The organism is Burkholderia puraquae, from assembly GCF_002099195.1.
Taxonomy (GTDB): Bacteria; Pseudomonadota; Gammaproteobacteria; order Burkholderiales; family Burkholderiaceae; genus Burkholderia; species Burkholderia puraquae.
Genome location: NZ_NBYX01000022.1, coordinates 83633 through 102525 on the forward strand (window position 1 = coordinate 83633; position 18893 = coordinate 102525).

At 66.0% G+C, this 18893-nt stretch carries 15 protein-coding genes, 1 rRNA gene and 1 riboswitch; of the genes, 8 read left to right on the forward strand and 8 right to left on the reverse strand.

Annotated elements, in window-relative coordinates:
* Nucleotides 1–70: 70 nt before the first annotated feature.
* Nucleotides 71–1675 (reverse strand): S53 family peptidase, encoded by a 1605-nt coding sequence (locus B7G54_RS30930; protein ID WP_085042526.1) that lies wholly within the window; start codon nt 1673–1675, stop codon nt 71–73.
* A gap of 248 nt (nt 1676–1923) precedes the next feature.
* Nucleotides 1924–2550: a LysE family translocator gene (locus B7G54_RS30935; RefSeq protein ID WP_085042528.1), complete on the reverse strand. Its 627-nt coding sequence runs from the start codon at nt 2548–2550 to the stop codon at nt 1924–1926.
* Nucleotides 2551–2684: 134 nt separating this feature from the next.
* On the opposite strand from B7G54_RS30935, the gene B7G54_RS30940 reads away from it, so the two are divergent.
* Nucleotides 2685–3149: an Lrp/AsnC family transcriptional regulator gene (locus tag B7G54_RS30940; RefSeq protein ID WP_046549763.1), complete on the forward strand. Its 465-nt coding sequence runs from the start codon at nt 2685–2687 to the stop codon at nt 3147–3149.
* Between the two features lie 126 nt (nt 3150–3275).
* Here B7G54_RS30940 and B7G54_RS30945 read toward each other — a convergent pair whose 3' ends face one another.
* The gene (locus B7G54_RS30945) at nt 3276–4187 is read right to left on the reverse strand and encodes a LysR family transcriptional regulator (RefSeq protein WP_043181461.1); all 912 of its coding nucleotides are present in this window, start codon (nt 4185–4187) and stop codon (nt 3276–3278) included.
* A 139-nt stretch (nt 4188–4326) separates the two neighbouring features.
* Here B7G54_RS30945 and speB point away from each other — a divergent pair, with 139 nt between their 5' ends.
* The 3 genes from speB to B7G54_RS30960 all read left to right on the forward strand — a co-directional run bounded on the left by speB (nt 4327) and on the right by B7G54_RS30960 (nt 8339).
* A complete protein-coding gene (speB, locus tag B7G54_RS30950; RefSeq protein WP_085042529.1) occupies nt 4327–5283 on the forward strand; it encodes an agmatinase in 957 nt (318 codons plus the stop codon).
* 55 nt (nt 5284–5338) lie between these two features.
* The gene (locus B7G54_RS30955) at nt 5339–6664 is read left to right on the forward strand and encodes an MFS transporter (protein ID WP_085042531.1); all 1326 of its coding nucleotides are present in this window, start codon (nt 5339–5341) and stop codon (nt 6662–6664) included.
* Nucleotides 6665–6836: 172 nt separating this feature from the next.
* Nucleotides 6837–8339 carry a purine-cytosine permease family protein gene (locus B7G54_RS30960; RefSeq protein WP_085042533.1) on the forward strand — a complete coding sequence of 501 codons (1503 nt, stop codon included), beginning with the start codon at nt 6837–6839 and terminating at the stop codon, nt 8337–8339.
* Nucleotides 8340–8440: 101 nt separating this feature from the next.
* Here B7G54_RS30960 and metE read toward each other — a convergent pair whose 3' ends face one another.
* The gene (gene metE / locus B7G54_RS30965) at nt 8441–10735 is read right to left on the reverse strand and encodes a 5-methyltetrahydropteroyltriglutamate--homocysteine S-methyltransferase (protein ID WP_085042535.1); all 2295 of its coding nucleotides are present in this window, start codon (nt 10733–10735) and stop codon (nt 8441–8443) included.
* A gap of 127 nt (nt 10736–10862) precedes the next feature.
* Between metE and B7G54_RS30970 the strand changes: the two genes are divergently transcribed.
* Complete coding sequence (locus tag B7G54_RS30970; RefSeq protein WP_085042537.1) at nt 10863–11771, forward strand: LysR family transcriptional regulator; 909 nt, start codon at nt 10863–10865, stop codon at nt 11769–11771.
* A gap of 22 nt (nt 11772–11793) precedes the next feature.
* Here the strand turns inward: B7G54_RS30970 and B7G54_RS30975 are convergent, their stop codons facing one another.
* Together B7G54_RS30975 and B7G54_RS30980 are read right to left on the reverse strand one after the other, a co-directional pair.
* Nucleotides 11794–12516 (reverse strand): CbtA family protein, encoded by a 723-nt coding sequence (locus tag B7G54_RS30975; RefSeq protein ID WP_085042539.1) that lies wholly within the window; start codon nt 12514–12516, stop codon nt 11794–11796.
* 13 nt (nt 12517–12529) lie between these two features.
* Complete coding sequence (locus tag B7G54_RS30980; protein WP_006488502.1) at nt 12530–12739, reverse strand: CbtB domain-containing protein; 210 nt, start codon at nt 12737–12739, stop codon at nt 12530–12532.
* Between the two features lie 33 nt (nt 12740–12772).
* Nucleotides 12773–12910, reverse strand: a riboswitch (cobalamin riboswitch).
* A 49-nt stretch (nt 12911–12959) separates the two neighbouring features.
* On the opposite strand from B7G54_RS30980, the gene B7G54_RS30985 reads away from it, so the two are divergent.
* The 3 genes from B7G54_RS30985 (at nt 12960) to B7G54_RS30995 (ending at nt 16364) form a co-directional block, all read left to right on the forward strand.
* The gene (locus B7G54_RS30985; RefSeq protein ID WP_085042541.1) at nt 12960–13547 is read left to right on the forward strand and encodes a histidine phosphatase family protein; all 588 of its coding nucleotides are present in this window, start codon (nt 12960–12962) and stop codon (nt 13545–13547) included.
* Between the two features lie 185 nt (nt 13548–13732).
* The gene (locus B7G54_RS30990) at nt 13733–15325 is read left to right on the forward strand and encodes an inorganic phosphate transporter (protein ID WP_085042542.1); all 1593 of its coding nucleotides are present in this window, start codon (nt 13733–13735) and stop codon (nt 15323–15325) included.
* Between the two features lie 295 nt (nt 15326–15620).
* Nucleotides 15621–16364, forward strand: a complete 744-nt coding sequence (locus B7G54_RS30995) for a 2OG-Fe(II) oxygenase (protein WP_165765639.1) — start codon at nt 15621–15623, stop codon at nt 16362–16364.
* Nucleotides 16365–16637: 273 nt separating this feature from the next.
* Here the strand turns inward: B7G54_RS30995 and B7G54_RS31000 are convergent, their stop codons facing one another.
* Both B7G54_RS31000 and rrf read right to left on the reverse strand, forming a co-directional pair.
* Nucleotides 16638–18062: a DHA2 family efflux MFS transporter permease subunit gene (locus B7G54_RS31000; RefSeq protein ID WP_085042544.1), complete on the reverse strand. Its 1425-nt coding sequence runs from the start codon at nt 18060–18062 to the stop codon at nt 16638–16640.
* A gap of 656 nt (nt 18063–18718) precedes the next feature.
* Nucleotides 18719–18831, reverse strand: a 5S ribosomal RNA gene (gene rrf / locus B7G54_RS31005).
* Nucleotides 18832–18893: the final 62 nt, after the last annotated feature.

The window sequence follows — 18893 nt, forward strand, 5'->3', positions numbered from 1 at the left end:
TGCTCCTGGAGGTGAGAAAAAGGCGCGGACAGGAAGCCCGCGCCATACGGAAAGACGTGTACCGCGGCCGTCAGCTCGACGGCTTGCGCGTCAGGACCGCGGCGAGCTGCGCGCCGTTCGGGCTGCCGAGGCCCGTGCACGCATCCCAGCCCTGCGCGGCCGCATACGTGCCGTTCGAGCCCTTCGTGATGTCGCGCAGCGCACCCGGATTCCTGTAGAGCACCGGGTTGATCCAGCCGGCGGCCGCCCCGCCCGCCGCGCTCGCCGCCGCATTGATCCGCGCGATCAGCGCGGCCCACAGCGGCGCAACCGCGCTCGTGCCGCCCATCACCGTGGCCGTGCCCGCGATCGACACTTCGTAGCCCGTCTGCGGCGACGCATCGCCGGCGACGTCCGGCACGCCGCGCTTCGCGAGCGGTGTGCTGCTGCCGTCGGCGCGCGCGACGGTCAACCCCTGCTGCCACGCCGGCAGGTCGAACAGCGTGCTGACGCCGCCCCCGCCCGCGCCGCCGCCAGCCGCGTCATCGTTCCACGTGACCTCGCTGCGGATGCCCTGCCCCGGCAGCGCGTCGAGCTGCGTGCCGCCGCAGCCGAGCACGTACGGGCTCGATGCGGGGAAGTCGACATGATCGGCGCCATCCTGCAGCCCGTCGCCCGAGCCGCTGTCGCCAGACGCCGCGCACACCGTGATGCCCTGCGCAGCGGCCGCCTGCAGCACGCGGTTGAACGCCTGCGCGGACTGCGCCTGCCAGATCGCCTCCGGGCCGCCCCAGCTGATCGAGATCACCGAAGGCTTGTTGGTCGTGTCGCTGACGGCCGCGTTGACGGCCTGGATGAAGCCTGCGTCGCTGTTCGGCGCGAAGTAGACGGCGATCTTTGCGGCCGGTGCGATCGCGCCGGCGATCTCGATGTCGAGCGCGACTTCGCCGTCCGGGCCGCTCGGGTCGCCGGTCGGCGTGTTGCGGCCGGTGCCGACGTTCACGTCGACGAGCGTCGGCGGCGTCTTGATGCCGAGCCCGCGGAAATACTGCTGGATGTCGGCCGCGCGGTAGCCGCCGCCGAGCTCGATGATCGCGATGCACTGCCCGGCGCCGTCGCCGGCCGGGAAGCCGTACAGCGACGCCAGCTGGATCGGGGTGAACGTGACGCCCGCCGCGCCGCCGCGCGCGGGCTTGAACGGCGGTCGCAGCCGGAAGTGCGGCCGCGCCTGCGGACGGCTGTCGAGGCCGAGCACGGCCGTGACAGCGTCGCCGAGATCGTCGGGCAGCGCGATCGGGCCCGAGCGGCCGCGATACTGGCCGATCGACTGATGCTCGAAGCGCTCGAGCTTGACGCTGAACGCGGCTTCGAACTGCTGGATCGTGCCGGACAGCACGACGACGCTTTCGACCGGATCGACGCGATCGACCGTCAGCTGGTGGCGACGCGCGAAGTCCTCGGCCTTGCGAATGTCGTCGGGATTGGCGGAAAAGCGTTGCGCGAAGGTTTCGCGCGACACCGGTTTCGCTTGCGCGTCGCCGGTGGCGAGCTGGTGAAGCAGCGTATCGAGTTGCCCTTCTTCCTGCCGCCGCAACATGATCGTGACGTGGATGCGTTCTGCCGGATCGCACGGGCCGAGGCACTTGGACTCGGCGACGATCCGGGGTTCACGGTCGGCGTGAAGATGCCTTGCCATGTTCAGACCCTCCTTGGTACCGCGTTGCACGGAACAGCCAGGAAATCGGACAGGGCCGGCGGGAGACGGTTCCGTTCGGTCGGTCGGGTTCGCGCAGCGCGAAGTAACAGGAAGTTTAGAACAGTCAGACGATTTGCGCGCACGCCCTTCTGCGACGGGGCGCACGCGCGGGCCGGCGTTGCGCGCGGCCTTCATCCGGTGCGGCGACGCGCCGCGCGACCTGCACCGGCGCGACACCGCCTCGGCACTCAGTCCATCGACAGGCGCAACGCAAAGCCGATCAGCGCCGCGGAAAACGTCCAGCGCTGCACCGTCTGCGAGAGCGGATGCGCGCGCATCCACGCGGCGATCCGCGACGCGCCGAATACGCATGCGAGGTCGAAGCAGACGCCGGCCGCCACCAGCAGCGCGCCCAGCTCGAACATCTGCAACACGACCGGCCCGGCCTCGGGACGCACGAACTGCGGCAGCAGCACCGAGCAGAACAGCAGCGCCTTCGGGTTCAGCAGGTTGGTGAGCAGGCCCTTCACGAACGACTGGCGCAGTTCGCCCGCCGTCGCCGCCGCGTCGCCGTCGCCGAGCGCGAACACGGGCGAGCGGAACACCTGGATCGCGACATAGGCGAGATAGAGCGCACCGCCGTAGCGGATCACTTCGTACAGCCACGGCGCGCTGCGGATCAGCGCCGCGACACCGCAGGCCGACAGCGTCACGTGCGCGGTGCGCGCGAGCGACAGGCCGGCCGCTGCCGCCATCCCCGGCCGCACGCCGCGGCCGATGCTGGTCTGCAGCACCAGCGCCATGTCCGGCCCCGGCACCGCATAGATGGCCGCCAGCGCGGCGAGATAAATCAACAGCAAATGCGTGGAAATCATGGTCTGCCCCTGTCCTCTTACGGCGATATGTTGCCGCCAGAGCGCGAGGGATTATTGGCCATCTTTCGTTCAGAAGTGGCGATTCGTAGGGGAATCCGCCACAATCATCAAACCAGCATCAGGATTCCGCCAACATGACCGAGCTCGACAAAACCGATCGCGCCATCCTTGCCGCGGTGCAGCGCGACGGCCGCCTGCCGATCGCCCGCCTCGCCGACTCCGTGGGCCTCTCCGAGACCCCGTGCGCACGGCGCCTGAAGCGCCTCGAAAACGACGGCTACATCGAGCGCTACCGCGCGCAGCTGTCGCGCCAGGCGCTCGGCTTCGGCGTCGTGGCGTTCGTGCTCGTGCGGTTCGCGACGCACGACCGCAAGACCGCCGACCGGTTCGAGCGGGAAGTGCTCGGCATCGAGCGGATCCTGGCGTGCCACAACGTGGCGGGCACTGCCGACTATCTGCTGCAGGTCGTGGCGCGCGATCTCGACGACTACGGCACGTTCCTGCGCGAATCGCTGCGGATGCTGCCCGGCGTGACGTCGATCGAATCGGCGCTGTCGCTGCGCGAGGTCAAGCATGACGCGGGGTTGCCGGTGCCGTGATGCCGACGAATGGAAGGCACACGCAAGCCGAACCCGACACCTGATTCGTCACTTCGACGTCAATCGATGTGCGCTGCGTCGGGCCGTGCCGCCGCAACACTCGATCATATTGTCGAGGCCGGCGGCCTACGCGATGTCGGGCGGCTGGTGCGCGCGTTCGAGATCCTCGAGAAACGCTTCGACGAGCGGATTGCCGCGCCCGTTGCGCGCGACGACCATGTGGAACGTCACGTCGTAGCGCAGTTGCTCCGGATTGAGCGGCGTGAGCAGCCCCTGCGCGACATACGGCGCCGCGAAATGCTGCGGCAGATAGCCGAGGTGGTGGCCGGACAGGATCAGCAGCGCGACGGCCTCCATGTTGTCGGCGGTCGCGGTCACGCGGTCGGGTGTCGTCGACATCTGCGCTTCGGGCAGCGGATACGAGCGCCACGCCCATTCGAAACCCGCGACGTCGGCCGGCGTCAGCGCGCCGGCGCCGTCGAACAGCGGATGGCCGCGCCCGCAGTATGCAACCTGGCGCTCGATGAACAGCGGCGTGTAGTGCAGCGACGGCACGCGGTGCCAGAAGTAGCCGACCGCGATCTGGATCTCGTCGCTCAGCAGCTTCTCCTCGAGATCGCCCGGCGCGCGCACGGAGATCGAGAAACGCACGGCCTCGTCACGTGTGCGGAACGCGGCGATCGCCTCGGCGATCCGCGCGTTCTGGCTCACCGGCGTATGGCCGATCAGGCCGATGTGCAGCGTGCCGACCAGTTGGCGATCCATGTGCCGCGCGGCCATCCCGAATTCGTCGAGTGCCGCGAGCAGCTTGCGGCTCATTGCATGGAATCGTTCACCCTTCGGCGTGAGCCGGAAACCGCTGCGGCCGCGCTCGCAGAGCCGGTAGCCGAGCCGCGTCTCGAGCGACGAAAGCTGCGCGCTGATCGTCGACTGCCCGACGTTCAGCACGGCCTGCGCGGCCGATACGCCGCCCGCGTCCGTGACCGCGAGAAACACGCGGATCAACCGCAGATCGAGGGTCGACAGATTCCCGAGCACATTCATCCCCTTCCATACATCGATGAAAATCGATGTTTACGTCGATATCTTCGCATTCTTCTTTCCCGGCGGAGCGCGTAAAACTGTGCGACAAGCCGCGTCGCATGATACGGCAACCCCACATCGGAAGAGACAGCTCATGAACAACCACACCCATTTCCAGCCGCTCGGCGGCAATGAAATGCCGCGCTGCGGCGGCATCGCGACGATGATGCGCCTGCCGCACGTGGCGAGCGCCGAAGGCCTCGACGCCTGTTTCGTCGGCGTGCCGTTCGATCTCGGCACCTCCAACCGCACCGGCGCGCGCTTCGGCCCGCGCCAGATCCGCACCGAATCCGTGCTGCTGCGCCCGTACAACATGGCCACGCGCGCAGCGCCTTTCGATTCGCTGCAGATCGCCGACATCGGCGACGTCGCGATCAATCCGTACAACCTGCACGATTCCATCGCGCGCATCGAAGCCGCGTACGACGCGATCCTCGAGCACGACTGCAAGCCGATCACGCTCGGCGGCGACCATACGATCGCGCTGCCGATCCTGCGCGCGATCCACCGCAAGCACGGCAAGGTTGCATTGATCCACGTCGATGCACACGCCGACGTGAACGACACGATGATGGGCGAAAAGATCGCGCACGGCACGCCGTTCCGCCGCGCGGTCGAGGAAGGCCTGCTGCACGGCGACAAGGTCACGCAGATCGGCCTGCGCGGCACCGGCTACGCCGCCGAGGATTTCGACTGGTGCCGCGAGCAGGGCTTCCGCGTCGTCCAGGCCGAGGAATGCTGGAACAAATCGCTCGCGCCGCTGATGGAAGAAGTGCGCGCCCGCGTCGGCGATACCCCCGTCTACATCAGCTTCGACATCGACGGCATCGACCCGGCCTACGCGCCGGGCACGGGTACGCCGGAAATCGCGGGCCTCACGGTGCCGCAGGCGCTCGAGATCATCCGCGGCGCGAAGGGGCTGAACATCGTCGGCTGCGATCTCGTCGAAGTCGCGCCGCCGTACGACCCGTTCGGCACCACGGCGCTGCTCGGCGCGAACCTCGCATACGAGCTGCTGTGCGTGCTGCCGGGCGTCGCGTACCGCGACTGATCCCCGCGCCGCCACCTATTCCAAATCAGAGGATTCCAGAGGAGCACACACAAGGATGGGGACTTCCGTCAAACAACCGAAGCGGGCGGCGCTCGCTTCGTTCGTCGGCACCACGATCGAGTGGTACGACTTCTATAGCTACGCGACCGCCGCCGCCATCGTGTTCGGGCCGCTGTTCTTTCCCGGCGAAAACCGCTTCATCAGCCTGCTCGCGTCGTTCGGCTCGTTCGCGGTCGGCTTCTTCGCGCGGCCGCTCGGCGGCGTGATGTTCGGCTACCTCGGCGACCGCTTCGGCCGCAAGCGTTCGCTGCTCGCGACGCTGATGCTGATGGCCGTGTCGACGATCGCGATCGGCCTGCTGCCGACCCACGCGCAAGCCGGTGCGATTGCACCGGTCCTGCTCGTGCTGATGCGCGTGCTGCAAGGCATCGCGGTCGGCGGCGAATGGGGCGGCGCGGTGCTGCTCGCCGGCGAGCATGCGCCGGAAGGCAAGCGCACGTTCTTCGCATCGTTCGCGCAGCTGGGCAGCGCGAGCGGCCTGATCCTGTCGATGCTCGCGTTCGGCGCGATCAGCACGCTGTCGAAGGAAGACATGATGAGCTGGGGCTGGCGCGTGCCGTTCCTCGCGAGTTCCGTGCTGCTGGTGGTCGGCTTCGTGATCCGCGCGAGCGTATCGGAATCACCCGAGTTCGAGGAAGTCCGGAAGAGCGGCAACACCGCGCAGAACCCGGTGCGCGAAGCGCTCAAGTACTGGCCGCTGCTGCTGCTCGCGATCGGCGCGAACGTGTACGGCATCGCCGGCGTGTATTTCAGCAACATCTTCATGATCAGCTACGCGACGCAGTTCCTGTCGCTCGACCGGTCGATGGTGCTGCATTGCATGACGATCGTTGCCGTGCTGCAGTTCGTCGTGCAGCTCGCGGCCGCGTTCCTCGCGCAGCGCTTCGGCACCACGCGCGTGCTGCTGATCACCGGCGCATGGGCCGCGATCGTCCCGTTCGTCATGCTGCCGCTCGTGCACATGGGCACGCCGCTGTCGATCACGGTCGGCGTCGGCCTCGCGACGCTCGCGGAATCGGGCTACTACTCGGTGGTCGCGGGCTTCGTCAGCGGCATCTTCGTCGCACGCATCCGCTACACGGCGATCTCGATCGCGTACCAGGTGTGCGGCGCGCTCGCCGGCGGCCTCACGCCGCTCGTCGCGACCCTCATCGCGCAGAACACCGCGCCGCAATGGTGGCCGCTCGCGCTCCAGTACACGAGCGCCGCAATCGTGTCGTCGTTGTGCGTGTGGCTGATTTCGCGCCGCGTGAGCATCGACGATGCGGACGCGGCGAACCGGAAGCAAGCGCCGCTGCCGCGCGGCGCGCGCACCGCATAACGTCCCGCAACGGGCAGGCACCTCGCCTGCCCGTTTTTCGTTGCACGCCCCGGCGGTGCGTCACACCGCCTCCCAGTTCCACCCTATTCATCGCCTGCCGCGGCACCGTCCCGGCAGGCCGGCGCATGCGGGCACATTGACGAACCGCGCGCGACCAAGGAGACAAGCCGTCATGAACCGCCCCGACACCCTCGATCTCGGCCGCGCCGAATCGGCCGGCCTGGCGATCGAGCACCATTCGATCGACTACATTCCCGAACACGAGCGCCACGCGAAGCTCGCCAGCCAGGGCCCGTTCTGGTTCCTCGGCAACTTCCATTTCTTCACGATCTCGATCGGTTTCGTCGGGCCCGGCATGGGTCTGTCCGCAGGCTGGACGACACTCGCGGGTGCGCTCGGGATCATGTTCGGCACCCTCTTCATGGCGTTTCACGGCTCGCAGGGGCCCGAGATGGGCCTGCCGCAGATGATCCAGTCGCGCGCGCAGTTCGGCTATCGCGGCGTGATCATTGCGTTGCTTGCGACGCTGTTCGTGTTCGTCGGCTTCAACGTCGTCAACGTATCGCTGATGGTCGACGGCGTGCACAACGTATTCGGGATCGATGGCGGCTTCGTCGCCGTCGCGGCAGTGACAACGGGCGCGCTGCTCGCCATCTACGGCCATGACCTGATGCATCGGACTTTCACGTGGGCGCTGATCGCGACACTGCCGCTCTATACGCTCGTGACGCTCGCACTCGCGTTCGGCCATGCGACGCCGGCACCCGCCACCATGGCACCGGTCGCCGCTCCGGGCTTCAACTGGATCGCATTCGCCACGCAATTCGCGATCGCCGCGAGCTACAACATTTCGTATGCGCCGTATGTGTCGGACTATTCGCGCTATCTGCCGAAAAACACGAGCCGCGCGAAGCTGATCGCGGTGATCTTCGCCGGCGCATCGCTGTCGGGCACCTGGATGATCGGCCTCGGCGCGTGGCTCGCGCAGAAGCTGCACGCGGCCGACGCGCTGGTCGCGATGAACGAAGTCGGCACGTCGCTCATGCCGGGCCTCGGCAAGCTGATCGCGATCGTGTCGCTGGTCGGCTTCCTGCCGATCATCGCGCTCAACGCGTACAGCGCGATGCTGACCGTACTGACCGCCGCCGATTCGATCGTGCCGATCCGTCCGACTCGCCGCGCGCGCGTTGCATCGATCGTCGCGATCAGCACGTTCGTGCTCGCCTGCGTATTCGCGATTCGGGGCAACGGCATCGCGCTGCTGCAGACGTTCCTGACGCTGATGCTTTACTTCCTCGTGCCGTGGACCGCAGTGAATCTCGTCGACTATTTCTTCGTGCGCCGCGGCCACTATGCGATCGCGCACTTCTTCATGCCGAACGGGCTCTACGGCGCGTGGCAACCGCGCGGCATCGTCGCATACCTCGTCGGCTTCGCGGCGATGGTGCCGTTCTTCTATGTCTTCGACGCCGAGGCGAACCGCGAGATTTTCGTCGGGCCGTTCGCGCGAATGCTCGGCGGCGTGGATATCGCGTGGCTCGTCGGCCTGGTCGTCGCGGGCGCTGCGTACTGGCTGCTGTCGCGGTCGCTCGACCTCGCGCGCGAACGCCGCATCATTGCCGGGACGCCTTCCCCCGAGACGCTCGCGGATACCGTCACGCACGAGCGTGCGTGATCATGAGCTGCCCGTGACACCGGGCCAGCCCGTCACGGAATGAACCCCGCCGCCGGCCGCCCGATCGGTTGTCGCGGCGGCCGGCACGCAACGTTCGCGCGTTACTGCACCTGGTTGCGCAGCGTCTTCGCGGCGGCGACCATGTTCGTCAGCGCCGGAATCACTTCCGCCCACTGGCGCGTCTTCAGGCCGCAATCCGGGTTCACCCACAGGCGCTCCGCCGGAATCCGTTCCGCCGCCTTCTTCATCAGGCCGACGATGTGTTCCTGGGTCGGAATGTTGGGCGAGTGAATGTCGTACACGCCCGGCCCGATCTCGTTCGGATACTTGAAGTTGTCGAACGCGTCGAGCAGTTCCATGTCCGAGCGCGACGTCTCGATCGTGATTACATCCGCATCCATGTCGGCGATCGACGCGATGATGTCGTTGAACTCCGAATAGCACATGTGCGTGTGAATCTGCGTATCGTCCTGCACGCCGTTCGCGGTGATGCGGAACGATTCGACCGCCCACTTCAGGTACTCGCCCCATTGCGCGCGGCGCAGCGGCAACCCTTCGCGCAGCGCAGCCTCGTCGATCTGGATCACGCGCACGCCGGCCCTCTCGAGATCGAGCACTTCGTCGCGGATCGCCAGCGCGAGCTGGTAGCACGACACCGAGCGCGGCTGGTCGTCACGCACGAACGACCAGTTCAGGATCGTGACCGGGCCGGTCAGCATGCCCTTCATCGGCTTGTTCGTCAGCGACTGCGCATACGCGATCCATTCAACCGTCATCGCCTTCGGGCGGCTGATGTCGCCGAACAGGATCGGCGGCTTCACGCAGCGCGAACCGTACGACTGCACCCAGCCGAACTGGCTGAACGCATAGCCGTCGAGTTGCTCGCCGAAATATTCGACCATGTCGTTGCGTTCGGCTTCGCCGTGTACGAGCACGTCGAGTTCGAGCGATTCCTGTTCGCGGACGCTGCGTTCGATCTCGGCCTGCATCGCCGCGCGGTAGCCGGCTTCATCCAGCGCGCCGGCCTTGAACTGGCTGCGGGCCTGACGGATCTCGCCGGTCTGCGGGAACGAGCCGATCGTCGTCGTCGGGAATGCCGGCAGGTTCAGGCGTACCGACTGCTTCGGCGCGCGCTGCGTATAGGGGCTCACGCGGTTGCCGAGCCGCGCGTCGATCCGTGCGATCGCGGCCTTCACCGCCGGGTTGTTCACGCGCGGCGAATTGCGACGCGAATGAATCGCGGCGGCGTTCGCGGCCAGCGCATCGGCCACCTTGTCGCGGCCTTCGTTCAGTGCGGTCGCGAGCACCTTCAGCTCGTCGAGCTTCTGCAGCGCGAACGCGAGCCACGAGCGGATGTCCGCATCGAGCTTCTCCTCGCTCGCGAGATCGACCGGCACGTGCAGCAGCGAGCACGACGGCGCGAGCCACAGGCGATCGCCCAGTTGCGTTGCGAGCGGCTCGAGCCAGTCGAGCGTCGCGTTCAGGTCCGTCTTCCAGATGTTGCGGCCGTTGACCGCGCCCACCGACAGCACGCGCTCGGCCGGCAGTTCACGCACCAGCGCGTCGACTTCGTCGCGCGCGTTGATTGCATCGACGTGCAGGCCGTCGACCGACAGCGCGCTCGCGAGCGCCAGGTTGCCCTGCAGCTGGCCGAAGTATGTCGCGAGCAGCACCTTGATCCGGCGCGTTTCGAGCGCTGCGTACGCGGTCTTGAATGCTTGTTGCCAGTCGGCGTCGAGTTCGGTGACGAGAATCGGTTCGTCGATCTGCACCCATTCGACGCCCTGCGCGGTCAGCGTATCGAGCAGCGCGCCGTACACGGGCAGCAGCTTCGGCAGCAGCGCGAGGCGGTCGGAATCGTCCTTCGCCTTGCCGAGCCACAGGTACGTGACGGGGCCGAGGATCACCGGCTTCGCGGCCACGCCCTGCGCCTGCGCTTCCGCCAGTTGCTGGAGCAGGCGCGACGGGTCGAGCGAGAAGTTCGTGTCCGCGTGGAATTCCGGCACGATGTAGTGGTAGTTCGTATCGAACCACTTGGTCATTTCACCGGCCGCGACCCCGCCGCAGCACGTGGCATGCGCTTCCGCCGACTGCGCCGAACGGCCGCGCGCGACGCGGAAATAGTTGTCGAGCACGTCGCCGTGGAACCCCTGCACGCGCTTCGGCAGGTTGCCGAGCGTGAAGCTCATGTCGAGCACCTGGTCGTAGAACGCGAAGTCGCCGATCGGGGCCAGGTCCAGGTCGCGCTGGTCGTTCCAGTGACGCTGGCGCAGCTCGGCGCCGAGCGCCTTCAGCTCGTCGCGCGACGATTCACCTTTCCAGTAGCGTTCGAGACCGAACTTGAGTTCGCGCTTCGCGCCGATGCGCGGAAAACCGAGGTTGTGTGTCGTGACCATGAGCTGCCGTCCAGAAGAAAATTGAAGATCCGGCAGCCATGATAGGGATTTCAAACCATGAAATAAAATGGCATTATTTCATTCATCCATTAAAGTTATTCATGTATTTGTTGCGCGAGCGCTATCCATGCTGGAACGATTCCATCTCGTCGTCATTCGTGAGGTCGAGCGCCAGGGTTCGCTGACCGCGGCCGCCAATGCGCTGCACCTCACGCAATCGGCACTGAGCCATACCGTCCGGAAAATCGAGCAGCAGCTCGGCACGCCGATCTGGGACCGGGAGGGTCGCGGCCTGCGGCTCACGCAGGGCGGCCAATATCTGCTGAAGCTGGCGAACCGGCTGCTGCCGCAGTTCGAGCTCGCCGAGGAGCGGATGAAGCAGTACGCGAAGGGCGAGCGCGGCACGCTGCGTATCGGGATGGAGTGCCACCCGTGCTACCAGTGGCTGCTGAAGGTCGTGTCGCCGTACCTGTCGCGCTGGCCCGACGTCGACGTGGACGTGAAGCAGCGCTTCCAGTTCGGCGGCATCGGTGCGCTGTTCGGCTACGACATCGACGTGCTCGTGACGCCCGATCCGCTGAACAAGCCGGGCCTCCGCTTCGACCCTGTGTTCGACTATGAGCAGGTGCTGGTGGTCGCCGACTCGCACCGGTTCGCGAATGCCGACTACGTGACGCCCGAGCAGCTCACCGACGAGATCCTGATCACCTACCCGGTCGAAACCGACCGGCTCGACATCTACAACCAGTTCCTGACGCCGGCCGGCATCGTGCCGAGGCGGCACAAGTCGATCGAGACGACCGACATCATGCTGCAGATGGTGGCAAGCGGGCGCGGCGTGGCTGCGCTGCCGAGATGGCTTGCCGACGAATACGCGGACCGGATGCCGGTCGTGCCGGTCAAACTCGGCAAGAAGGGGATTGCGAAGCAGATCTTCCTCGGCATCCGCGAGGCGGATGCGTCGATCGACTATCTGGCCGCGTTCGTCGCGCTGGCGCGCGAATCGACGTGGAGCGCGCCGCGCATGCTGCGCTAGGCGCGCTCCGTTGCGATGCGCGTCAGGCGGCGCGCATGCCGATACGTTCGCTGCGCTCGACCCATGCGCCGAACAGCAGGCCGATCGTCGTCCACATGATCACCTGCATGCCGATGGCCGCCACGCGGAACTTCCACAGCAAGGCCGCCGGGAAATCGGCCGGCAACTCGCTGACCGACGGCAGCCCGATCTGCACGGCCGCGATGATTGCGACGAACACGAGCCCGGCGGCGATCGACGCGTTCCACTGCCCGAGCTTCGCCAGCAGATGGCGGCGCACGCTGACCGAGAACACCATCGTCGCGACCGAGATCGCGATCATCAGGAAGAACAACCCCGTGCGATAGCCGATCGTGTCGGGGTCTCCCACCGACGGCGGATTGGCCGGGTACTTGATGTTCGGCACGATCACGAGCGCGACGAACGACGCCAGCGCAAGCCACGCAGCCAGCGGCCGTGCCGGGAGACGGCTGCCTCGACCATACGCATACGCAAAGACCAGCGAGAACAGCCCGCCGAATGCCGCGCCGTAGGTCACGACGCCCGTCAGCAGGCCGAGGCCGGCTTGCGTGTGGCGGCTGACCAGTTCGGGTTCCGGTGCTTCGCCTTGGGCGGCTTCGGTTTTTTCTTCGAAGGAGATTGCCTGATCGACTTGCGGTTCGCCGACGATTTTCGCGAAACCGAACGTGAGGAGGCCTGCGGCGATGCCTGCGAGCATCCCGCGCATGAGCAGCTTTCCGACCATCGTGAACTCCGCGTCAGTGGCAGGGGAAGCCGAGCAGATGGCGGCCGTCGTGGACGAACTCGTGGACATACATACCCGGCACGAGCGACGTCGCACCTTGTTCCGCACCGACGAAATACAGTGCGAGCAACAGGATCAAGCCAACGAACACGGCCCACGGCAACAGTTCGCGGACGGGGATGGGTGCCGGCACGACCGCCGGCTTCAGCACTGCTTCGCTCATGGATGCACCTCAGGGGAATCGCGCCCCGACAAATGTTGGATGGGTACGAAGGCAGGTCTGGCTTCCGGGATCATGGATCACCGGTTACAGTGGCGCGACCGCGCCGGAATTGCACCGGCTTCCGCGTTTCGTATCGGGCGAATTGTACGCGCGAACGATCGCGTATTGAAGCGGCGGCAGGTGGACGAGCGCATCCGTCCCGGATCATCCGAAAACCAACATGAACATGCATGCCTCGCTGCGCCTGATCGCACATGCCTCGACCCGGGCGATGCGCACCGGCACGTTTCCCGACGACGATCCGCTCGACGCGCTCGGGCTCGCCGAAGCCGGGGCGCTGCGCGACCAGTGGACGGGCATCGCCGGCTCGCTCGTGCTGTGCAGCCCGGCCCGCCGTGCAGTGCAGACCGCCGATGCGCTCGGGCTGCAAGCCAAAATCGACGACGCCCTGCGCGACATCGACTACCGACACTGGCGCGGCAAGCGGCTGCACGACCTCGCGCACGACTTTCCTGACGAATTGGGCGCGTGGATCGGCGATCCATCGGCTTCGCCGCACGGCGGCGAGTCGTTCGAAGCAGCGATGCGCCGCGTCGGCACATGGTTGAACGCGCTGCAACACGGCCGCGACGTCGTCGCCATCACGCATGCGCCGATCGTTCGCGCGGCCGTCGCGCATGCGCTGCGGATGGATATCAAGTCGGCAACCCGCATCGACGTTGCACCGCTGTCGTGCACGACATTCGCTGCGTCGCCGCACGGATGGACGTTGATCGCCGACGACGATCGGCACGACACTGCGACGTAGCCGCCTGCCGTGTCGCATTCGCGATATCGACCACGACACAAGCCGACGTGTCGCGTCGTATCGCAATTGCCTGGCGATGTTCACCTTACGTCGCTGCAAGACATTCCGTTCGCCCTCCCTGCTGTCATCAAACTGACTGCTAGCCGAAGCTAGGATCGGTCGCGGTTCCCTTACGAGATACCGTCATGAATCAACCTGTTTCGTCCGCCCCGAACAATCCGGGCTCCGTCGAGCACGCCCGACAGGTCGGCTATGCCGTGTTCCTGCTGGTGCTCGCGATCGGTGCGATCTACATCGCCACGCACCTGATCGACGATCTGTCGCCGATGCGCGAAGGATCGCTGTTCCCGTACCTGATGCTCGGCGCCGCGCTGCTGATCGCGCTCGGCTTCGAATTCGTCAATGGTTTCCACGACACCGCGAACGCGGTGGCCACCGTGATCTATACGCACTCGCTGACGCCGAACGTCGCGGTGATCTGGTCCGGCCTGTGGAACTTCCTCGGCGTGATGATCTCGAGCGGCGCCGTCGCGTTCGGCATCCTGCAACTGCTGCCGGTCGAACTGATCCTGCAGGTCGGCAGCGGCGCGGGCTTCGCGATGGTGTTCGCACTGCTGATCGCCGCGATCGTGTGGAACCTCGCGACCTGGTATTTCGGGTTGCCGTCGTCGAGCTCGCATACGCTGATCGGATCGATCATCGGCGTCGGGCTGATGAACCAGCTGATGCACGGGCCGTCCGGCACGAGCGGCGTCGACTGGGGCCAGGCGCTCGGCGTCGGCAAGTCGCTACTGCTCTCGCCGCTCGTCGGCTTCCTGTGCGCGGCGCTGCTGCTGCTCGTGCTGAAAACCCTCGTGCGGATTCCGGAGCTGTACAAGGAGCCGCCGAAGGACCAGCCGCCGCCGTTCTGGATTCGTTGCCTGCTGATCCTGACCTGCACGGGCGTGTCGTTCGCGCACGGCTCGAACGACGGCCAGAAAGGGATGGGGCTCATCATGCTGATCCTGATCGGCACGGTGCCGACCGCCTATGCGCTGAACAAGGCCGTCACGCCCGCCGAGACGCAAACCTTCGTGGCGGTCGCGAACCAGGCAGCCGCGACGTTCGGGAAGTACACGAACGGCGTCGCACCGTCGGCGAACCCGCGCGCCGACGTCGAGCTGTATGTACAGCATCGCGAACTGACGCCGGCCGTGATCCCCGCCGTTCAGCAGTTGTCCACGTTGCTTGCGACCGCCGTCGGCGCGTCGGGTTCGATGGCGGCCGTGCCGCAAGGTGACGTCGACAACGTGCGCAACACGATGTATCTGGTGTCGGAAGCAATTCGCCTGATCGAGAAGTCCGGACAGCCCGCGTTCGCCGCCGACGACAAGCTCGCGATCGACAACTATCGCAAGCAGCTCGACCACGCGACCAAGTTCATTCCGACGTGGGTGAAGGTTGCGGTCGCGATCGCACTGGGCCTCGGCACGATGGTCGGCTGGAAGCGGATCGTCGTGACCGTCGGCGAGAAAATCGGCAAGCAGCACCTGACGTACGGACAGGGCGCGTCGGCCGAACTCGTCGCGATGCTCACGATCGGCGCGGCCGACGTGTACGGATTGCCGGTGTCGACGACACACGTGCTGTCATCGGGCGTCGCGGGCACGATGGCAGCGAACGGCTCCGGGCTGCAATGGAGCACGGTGCGCAGCCTCGTGCTGGCGTGGGTGCTGACGCTGCCGGCGTCGATCGTGCTTGCCGGCGGACTCTATTGGCTGTTCCGGTTGGTGGCGTGACCGGTGATGCGATGGGTGGCCGGCAGGAGCCGGCTGCCGGCTGCAGAAAACTCGACCCTCGCCTTTCCGCCTTTCCATTTCGACTCGTCGAGGCATCGGATGCGTCCATGCCATCTCGAGCGCTCACCTTCCTCCTTTCCCGAATTGAAGCGCAAGATCTGGAGCGCGCCGGCGCATGGACATCCGTAGACTGGGTTCATCAAACCTTACGGTAGGCTCAACCGTGCGGACAATGTGGCCGAAGCATGCCGCGCGACTGCATGGCGCCACATTGCTGATGAACCGAGGTACGCCCGTGAACATTGCCGACCTGCAACCTGCCGTCGAATCGCTGGATATTGCGCAACGCGTCGACGCGATCGACTGGACGACCGTCAATGCCGATCTCGATCGCTACGGATGCGCGCGTGTGCCGGGCCTGATTTCGCCAAGCGAGTGCGCGGCGCTCGCATCGCTCTATCCGCGCGACGCGCTGTATCGCTCGCGCGTCGTGATGGCGCGGCACGGGTTCGGTCGCGGCGAATACAAGTATTTCGCGTACCCGCTCCCTGCGGTCATCGCCGATCTGCGTGCGACGATCTACCCGCACCTCGCGCCAATCGCGAATCGCTGGAACTACGCACTCGGGATCGACGTCCGCTATCCGGCAGACCACGCGGCCTTCCTCGATCGCTGCCACGCAGCGGGACAGACACGACCGACACCGCTGATCCTGCAATACGGCGCCGACGACTACAACTGCCTCCATCAGGACCTGTATGGCGAGCACGTCTTTCCGCTCCAGGCCGCAATTCTGCTGTCGGCGCCCGGCCGCGACTTCACTGGCGGGGAGTTCGTGCTGACGGAACAGCGCCCACGCATGCAGTCGCGCGCGGAAGTGGTGCCGCTGACGCAAGGCGATGCAGTCATCTTCGCCGTGCATGGCAGGCCCGTGCAGGGAACGCGCGGCGTCTATCGCGTCAACCTGCGCCACGGCGTCAGCCGGATCCGGAACGGCCACCGCCACACGGTCGGCATCATCTTCCACGACGCACAGTAACGGCGATCGCAACGAGCACGACGCTGTCAGGCCATCTCACGCCGGCGGATCCACGCGAGAAATACCGCGCATCCGACGTGCCAATCGCGCGTGATCGAGCAGGGTTCTTTGCGAACGAGTATCACCGCGCGATCCGCTCACTCTCCCGCCGTGGGAGATCACCGCTTTCTCTCCCCGTCGGACCGTCACGGCACGTCGGATCGAAGTTTCAAGTGAGCCACCGGGAGCCCCGACACTCACCTGTCGCAACACAAAGTCGGCGGGAAAACCGGCCTACCCGCGCGCTACATTCGCCCGTAGCCGGTCGCCCGCATCGAAGGCGAGCCGCGCGTAGCCCGGCAACGTCAGCAATGCGAGCACGCCCGCCGCGACGAACGCCCAGCGGAAGTCGTCGAGCACGTAGTGCATACCGGCCGCATCGCCCCGCACCAAGGCCGCGAGCCGCAGCGACAGCGCACCGAACGCGATGCCCATCCCGATCGTCATCTGCTGCGCTGCGCTCCACAGCGTGCTGGCCGCGCTTGTCTGCTGTGCCGGGATATCCGCGTAGGCCAGCGTCGCGAGCGTGGTGAACTGCATCGACCGCGTCAGTCCGTAGACGAATACGACGAACAGCGTGATCGCCAGTGGCGTCGACGCAGTCAGCCAGCCGCATGCGATCGTGAAGAGGCCGACCATCGTCACGTCGACGAGCGCGACGCGCCGGAAGCCGAAGCGGTCGAGAATCCACGACGTCCCCGCCTTCATCCCGAGATTGCCGAGCGCGCTTGCAAGCAGCAGCAGGCCGGACTGGAACGGCGACAGCCCGAAGCCGATCTGGAACAGCAGCGGCAGCAGGTACGGCACGGCATTGATGGCCATCCGCGTGATCGAACCGGTGATCACCGTCACCGAGAACGTCGGCACTTTCAATGTCGTGAAGTCGAGCAGCGGATGTGCGCAACGTCGCGCATGCCACCACGCGGCAATGCCGAACAACACGCTCGCGCCCACCAGGACGGCCGCACGCGTAAAGTGGACATCCTGCTGGCCGGCCGCTTCGGTGCCGATCAACAGACAGGTCAACGCGCCCCCGGCGAGCACGAAGCCGCCCCAGTCGAGCGGCCGTTGCTCGTCGGCTCGCGTGTTCCGGACGATCAGCCAGGTGCAGACCAGTGCGGCAATGCCGAACGGGACGTTCAGCAGGAAGATCCATCGCCATGACGCATAGGTCGTGATGAAGCCGCCGATCGGCGGCCCGACGACGGGTGCGACGATGCCCGGCCACGTGATCGTCGCGATCGCACGCATGAGCTTCGCCTTCTCGGTGCTGCGCACGACGATCATGCGCCCGACCGGCACCATCATCGCCCCGCCCACACCTTGCAGCAGGCGCGCAGCGGTGAACGTCACGACACCCTCGGACAATCCGCACAGCACCGATGCGCCGGTAAAGACGACGATCGCGCTGGCGAACACCGTGCGCGAACCATAGCGGTCGGCGATCCAGCCGCTGATCGGGATGAACACCGCCAGTGCCAGCATGTAGGCCGTCATCCCCAGGCTCAGCGCGTTCGGCCCGACGCCGAACGAGCGCGCCATTTGCGGCAGCGCGGTCGCGATCACGGTGGTGTCGAGGTACTCCATGAAGAACGTTGCGGCGACGAGATATGGCAAGAAGTCGGTCGTCCGACTACCTTGGGCAGGGCTGTCAGTCATGAACGGTGCGGGAGACGGAATACGGAGGACACCGACCGCCAGCGGGTCCTGGAAGCGCCGGAATCGGGACGAATGGCGATATTACCCCGAAGGGCTTGCACCTCGCTCTGTCGGGCATGTCGCGCGAATGGACTTTATGCGCATAGATTTCTGTGACGATTTGAGGCTGAGTAGGAGGCGGGCGCAGACGCTCACGTCGATCGCGACGTGTCGAAGGATCGGTGGATGATCCTGGAGACCTTTCGCCAGGATGTATAAATGTCAGCCTTCTTCGACAAACGCCGCTCATCGGCCGCCATTACGACGCCATCCATGGATGGATCAACGTTGGCTTGGCATTAATCGGAGGTCGATTGATGTAGGGCACTGGGGAGCGCGCCGGGAGATTTCAGTTGCGCAGAGCGGTAGATCGCTCGACAACAATCGAGGCCTGAATCGAAGCATTCGAGGCTCCGGTTCCGGCCGGATTGATGTGCAGCGCAGCGACACGCACTGGAAGCAATTCAGTGGCGCAGCGCTGCGGATCGCTCGAGACCGGCAGGTGCCTGAATCGACGGATTCGGCAACCCAGTTCCCGCCAGGTCGCCCACCCGTGCATTTCCATCGCTGAAATGCAAAAACCCCCGCCTTTCGGGCGGGGGTTCTTGGCTAAGGTAGCCTGACGATTACCTACTTTCACACGGGAATCCGCACTATCATCGGCGTAGAGTCGTTTCACGGTCCTGTTCGGGATGGGAAGGGGTGGGACCGACTCGCTATGGTCATCAGGCAAAGAGGGTTGTCACGTTGCTTCGCAACGCGACCAATCTGGGAAGAAGCAGTAATCTTGAG

What these genes read in the sequence shown, in the direction of transcription:
- B7G54_RS30930 (WP_085042526.1), bottom strand. Translation starts at nt 1,675, where the DNA reads ATGGCAAGGCATCTTCACGCCGACCGTGAACCCCGGATCGTCGCCGAG.
- B7G54_RS30935 (WP_085042528.1), bottom strand. Translation starts at nt 2,550, where the DNA reads ATGATTTCCACGCATTTGCTGTTGATTTATCTCGCCGCGCTGGCGGCC.
- B7G54_RS30940 (WP_046549763.1), top strand. Translation starts at nt 2,685, where the DNA reads ATGACCGAGCTCGACAAAACCGATCGCGCCATCCTTGCCGCGGTGCAG.
- speB (WP_085042529.1), top strand. Translation starts at nt 4,327, where the DNA reads ATGAACAACCACACCCATTTCCAGCCGCTCGGCGGCAATGAAATGCCG.
- B7G54_RS30955 (WP_085042531.1), top strand. Translation starts at nt 5,339, where the DNA reads ATGGGGACTTCCGTCAAACAACCGAAGCGGGCGGCGCTCGCTTCGTTC.
- B7G54_RS30960 (WP_085042533.1), top strand. Translation starts at nt 6,837, where the DNA reads ATGAACCGCCCCGACACCCTCGATCTCGGCCGCGCCGAATCGGCCGGC.
- metE (WP_085042535.1), bottom strand. Translation starts at nt 10,735, where the DNA reads ATGGTCACGACACACAACCTCGGTTTTCCGCGCATCGGCGCGAAGCGC.
- B7G54_RS30970 (WP_085042537.1), top strand. Translation starts at nt 10,863, where the DNA reads ATGCTGGAACGATTCCATCTCGTCGTCATTCGTGAGGTCGAGCGCCAG.
- B7G54_RS30975 (WP_085042539.1), bottom strand. Translation starts at nt 12,516, where the DNA reads ATGGTCGGAAAGCTGCTCATGCGCGGGATGCTCGCAGGCATCGCCGCA.
- B7G54_RS30980 (WP_006488502.1), bottom strand. Translation starts at nt 12,739, where the DNA reads ATGAGCGAAGCAGTGCTGAAGCCGGCGGTCGTGCCGGCACCCATCCCC.
- B7G54_RS30985 (WP_085042541.1), top strand. Translation starts at nt 12,960, where the DNA reads ATGAACATGCATGCCTCGCTGCGCCTGATCGCACATGCCTCGACCCGG.
- B7G54_RS30990 (WP_085042542.1), top strand. Translation starts at nt 13,733, where the DNA reads ATGAATCAACCTGTTTCGTCCGCCCCGAACAATCCGGGCTCCGTCGAG.
- B7G54_RS31000 (WP_085042544.1), bottom strand. Translation starts at nt 18,062, where the DNA reads ATGACTGACAGCCCTGCCCAAGGTAGTCGGACGACCGACTTCTTGCCA.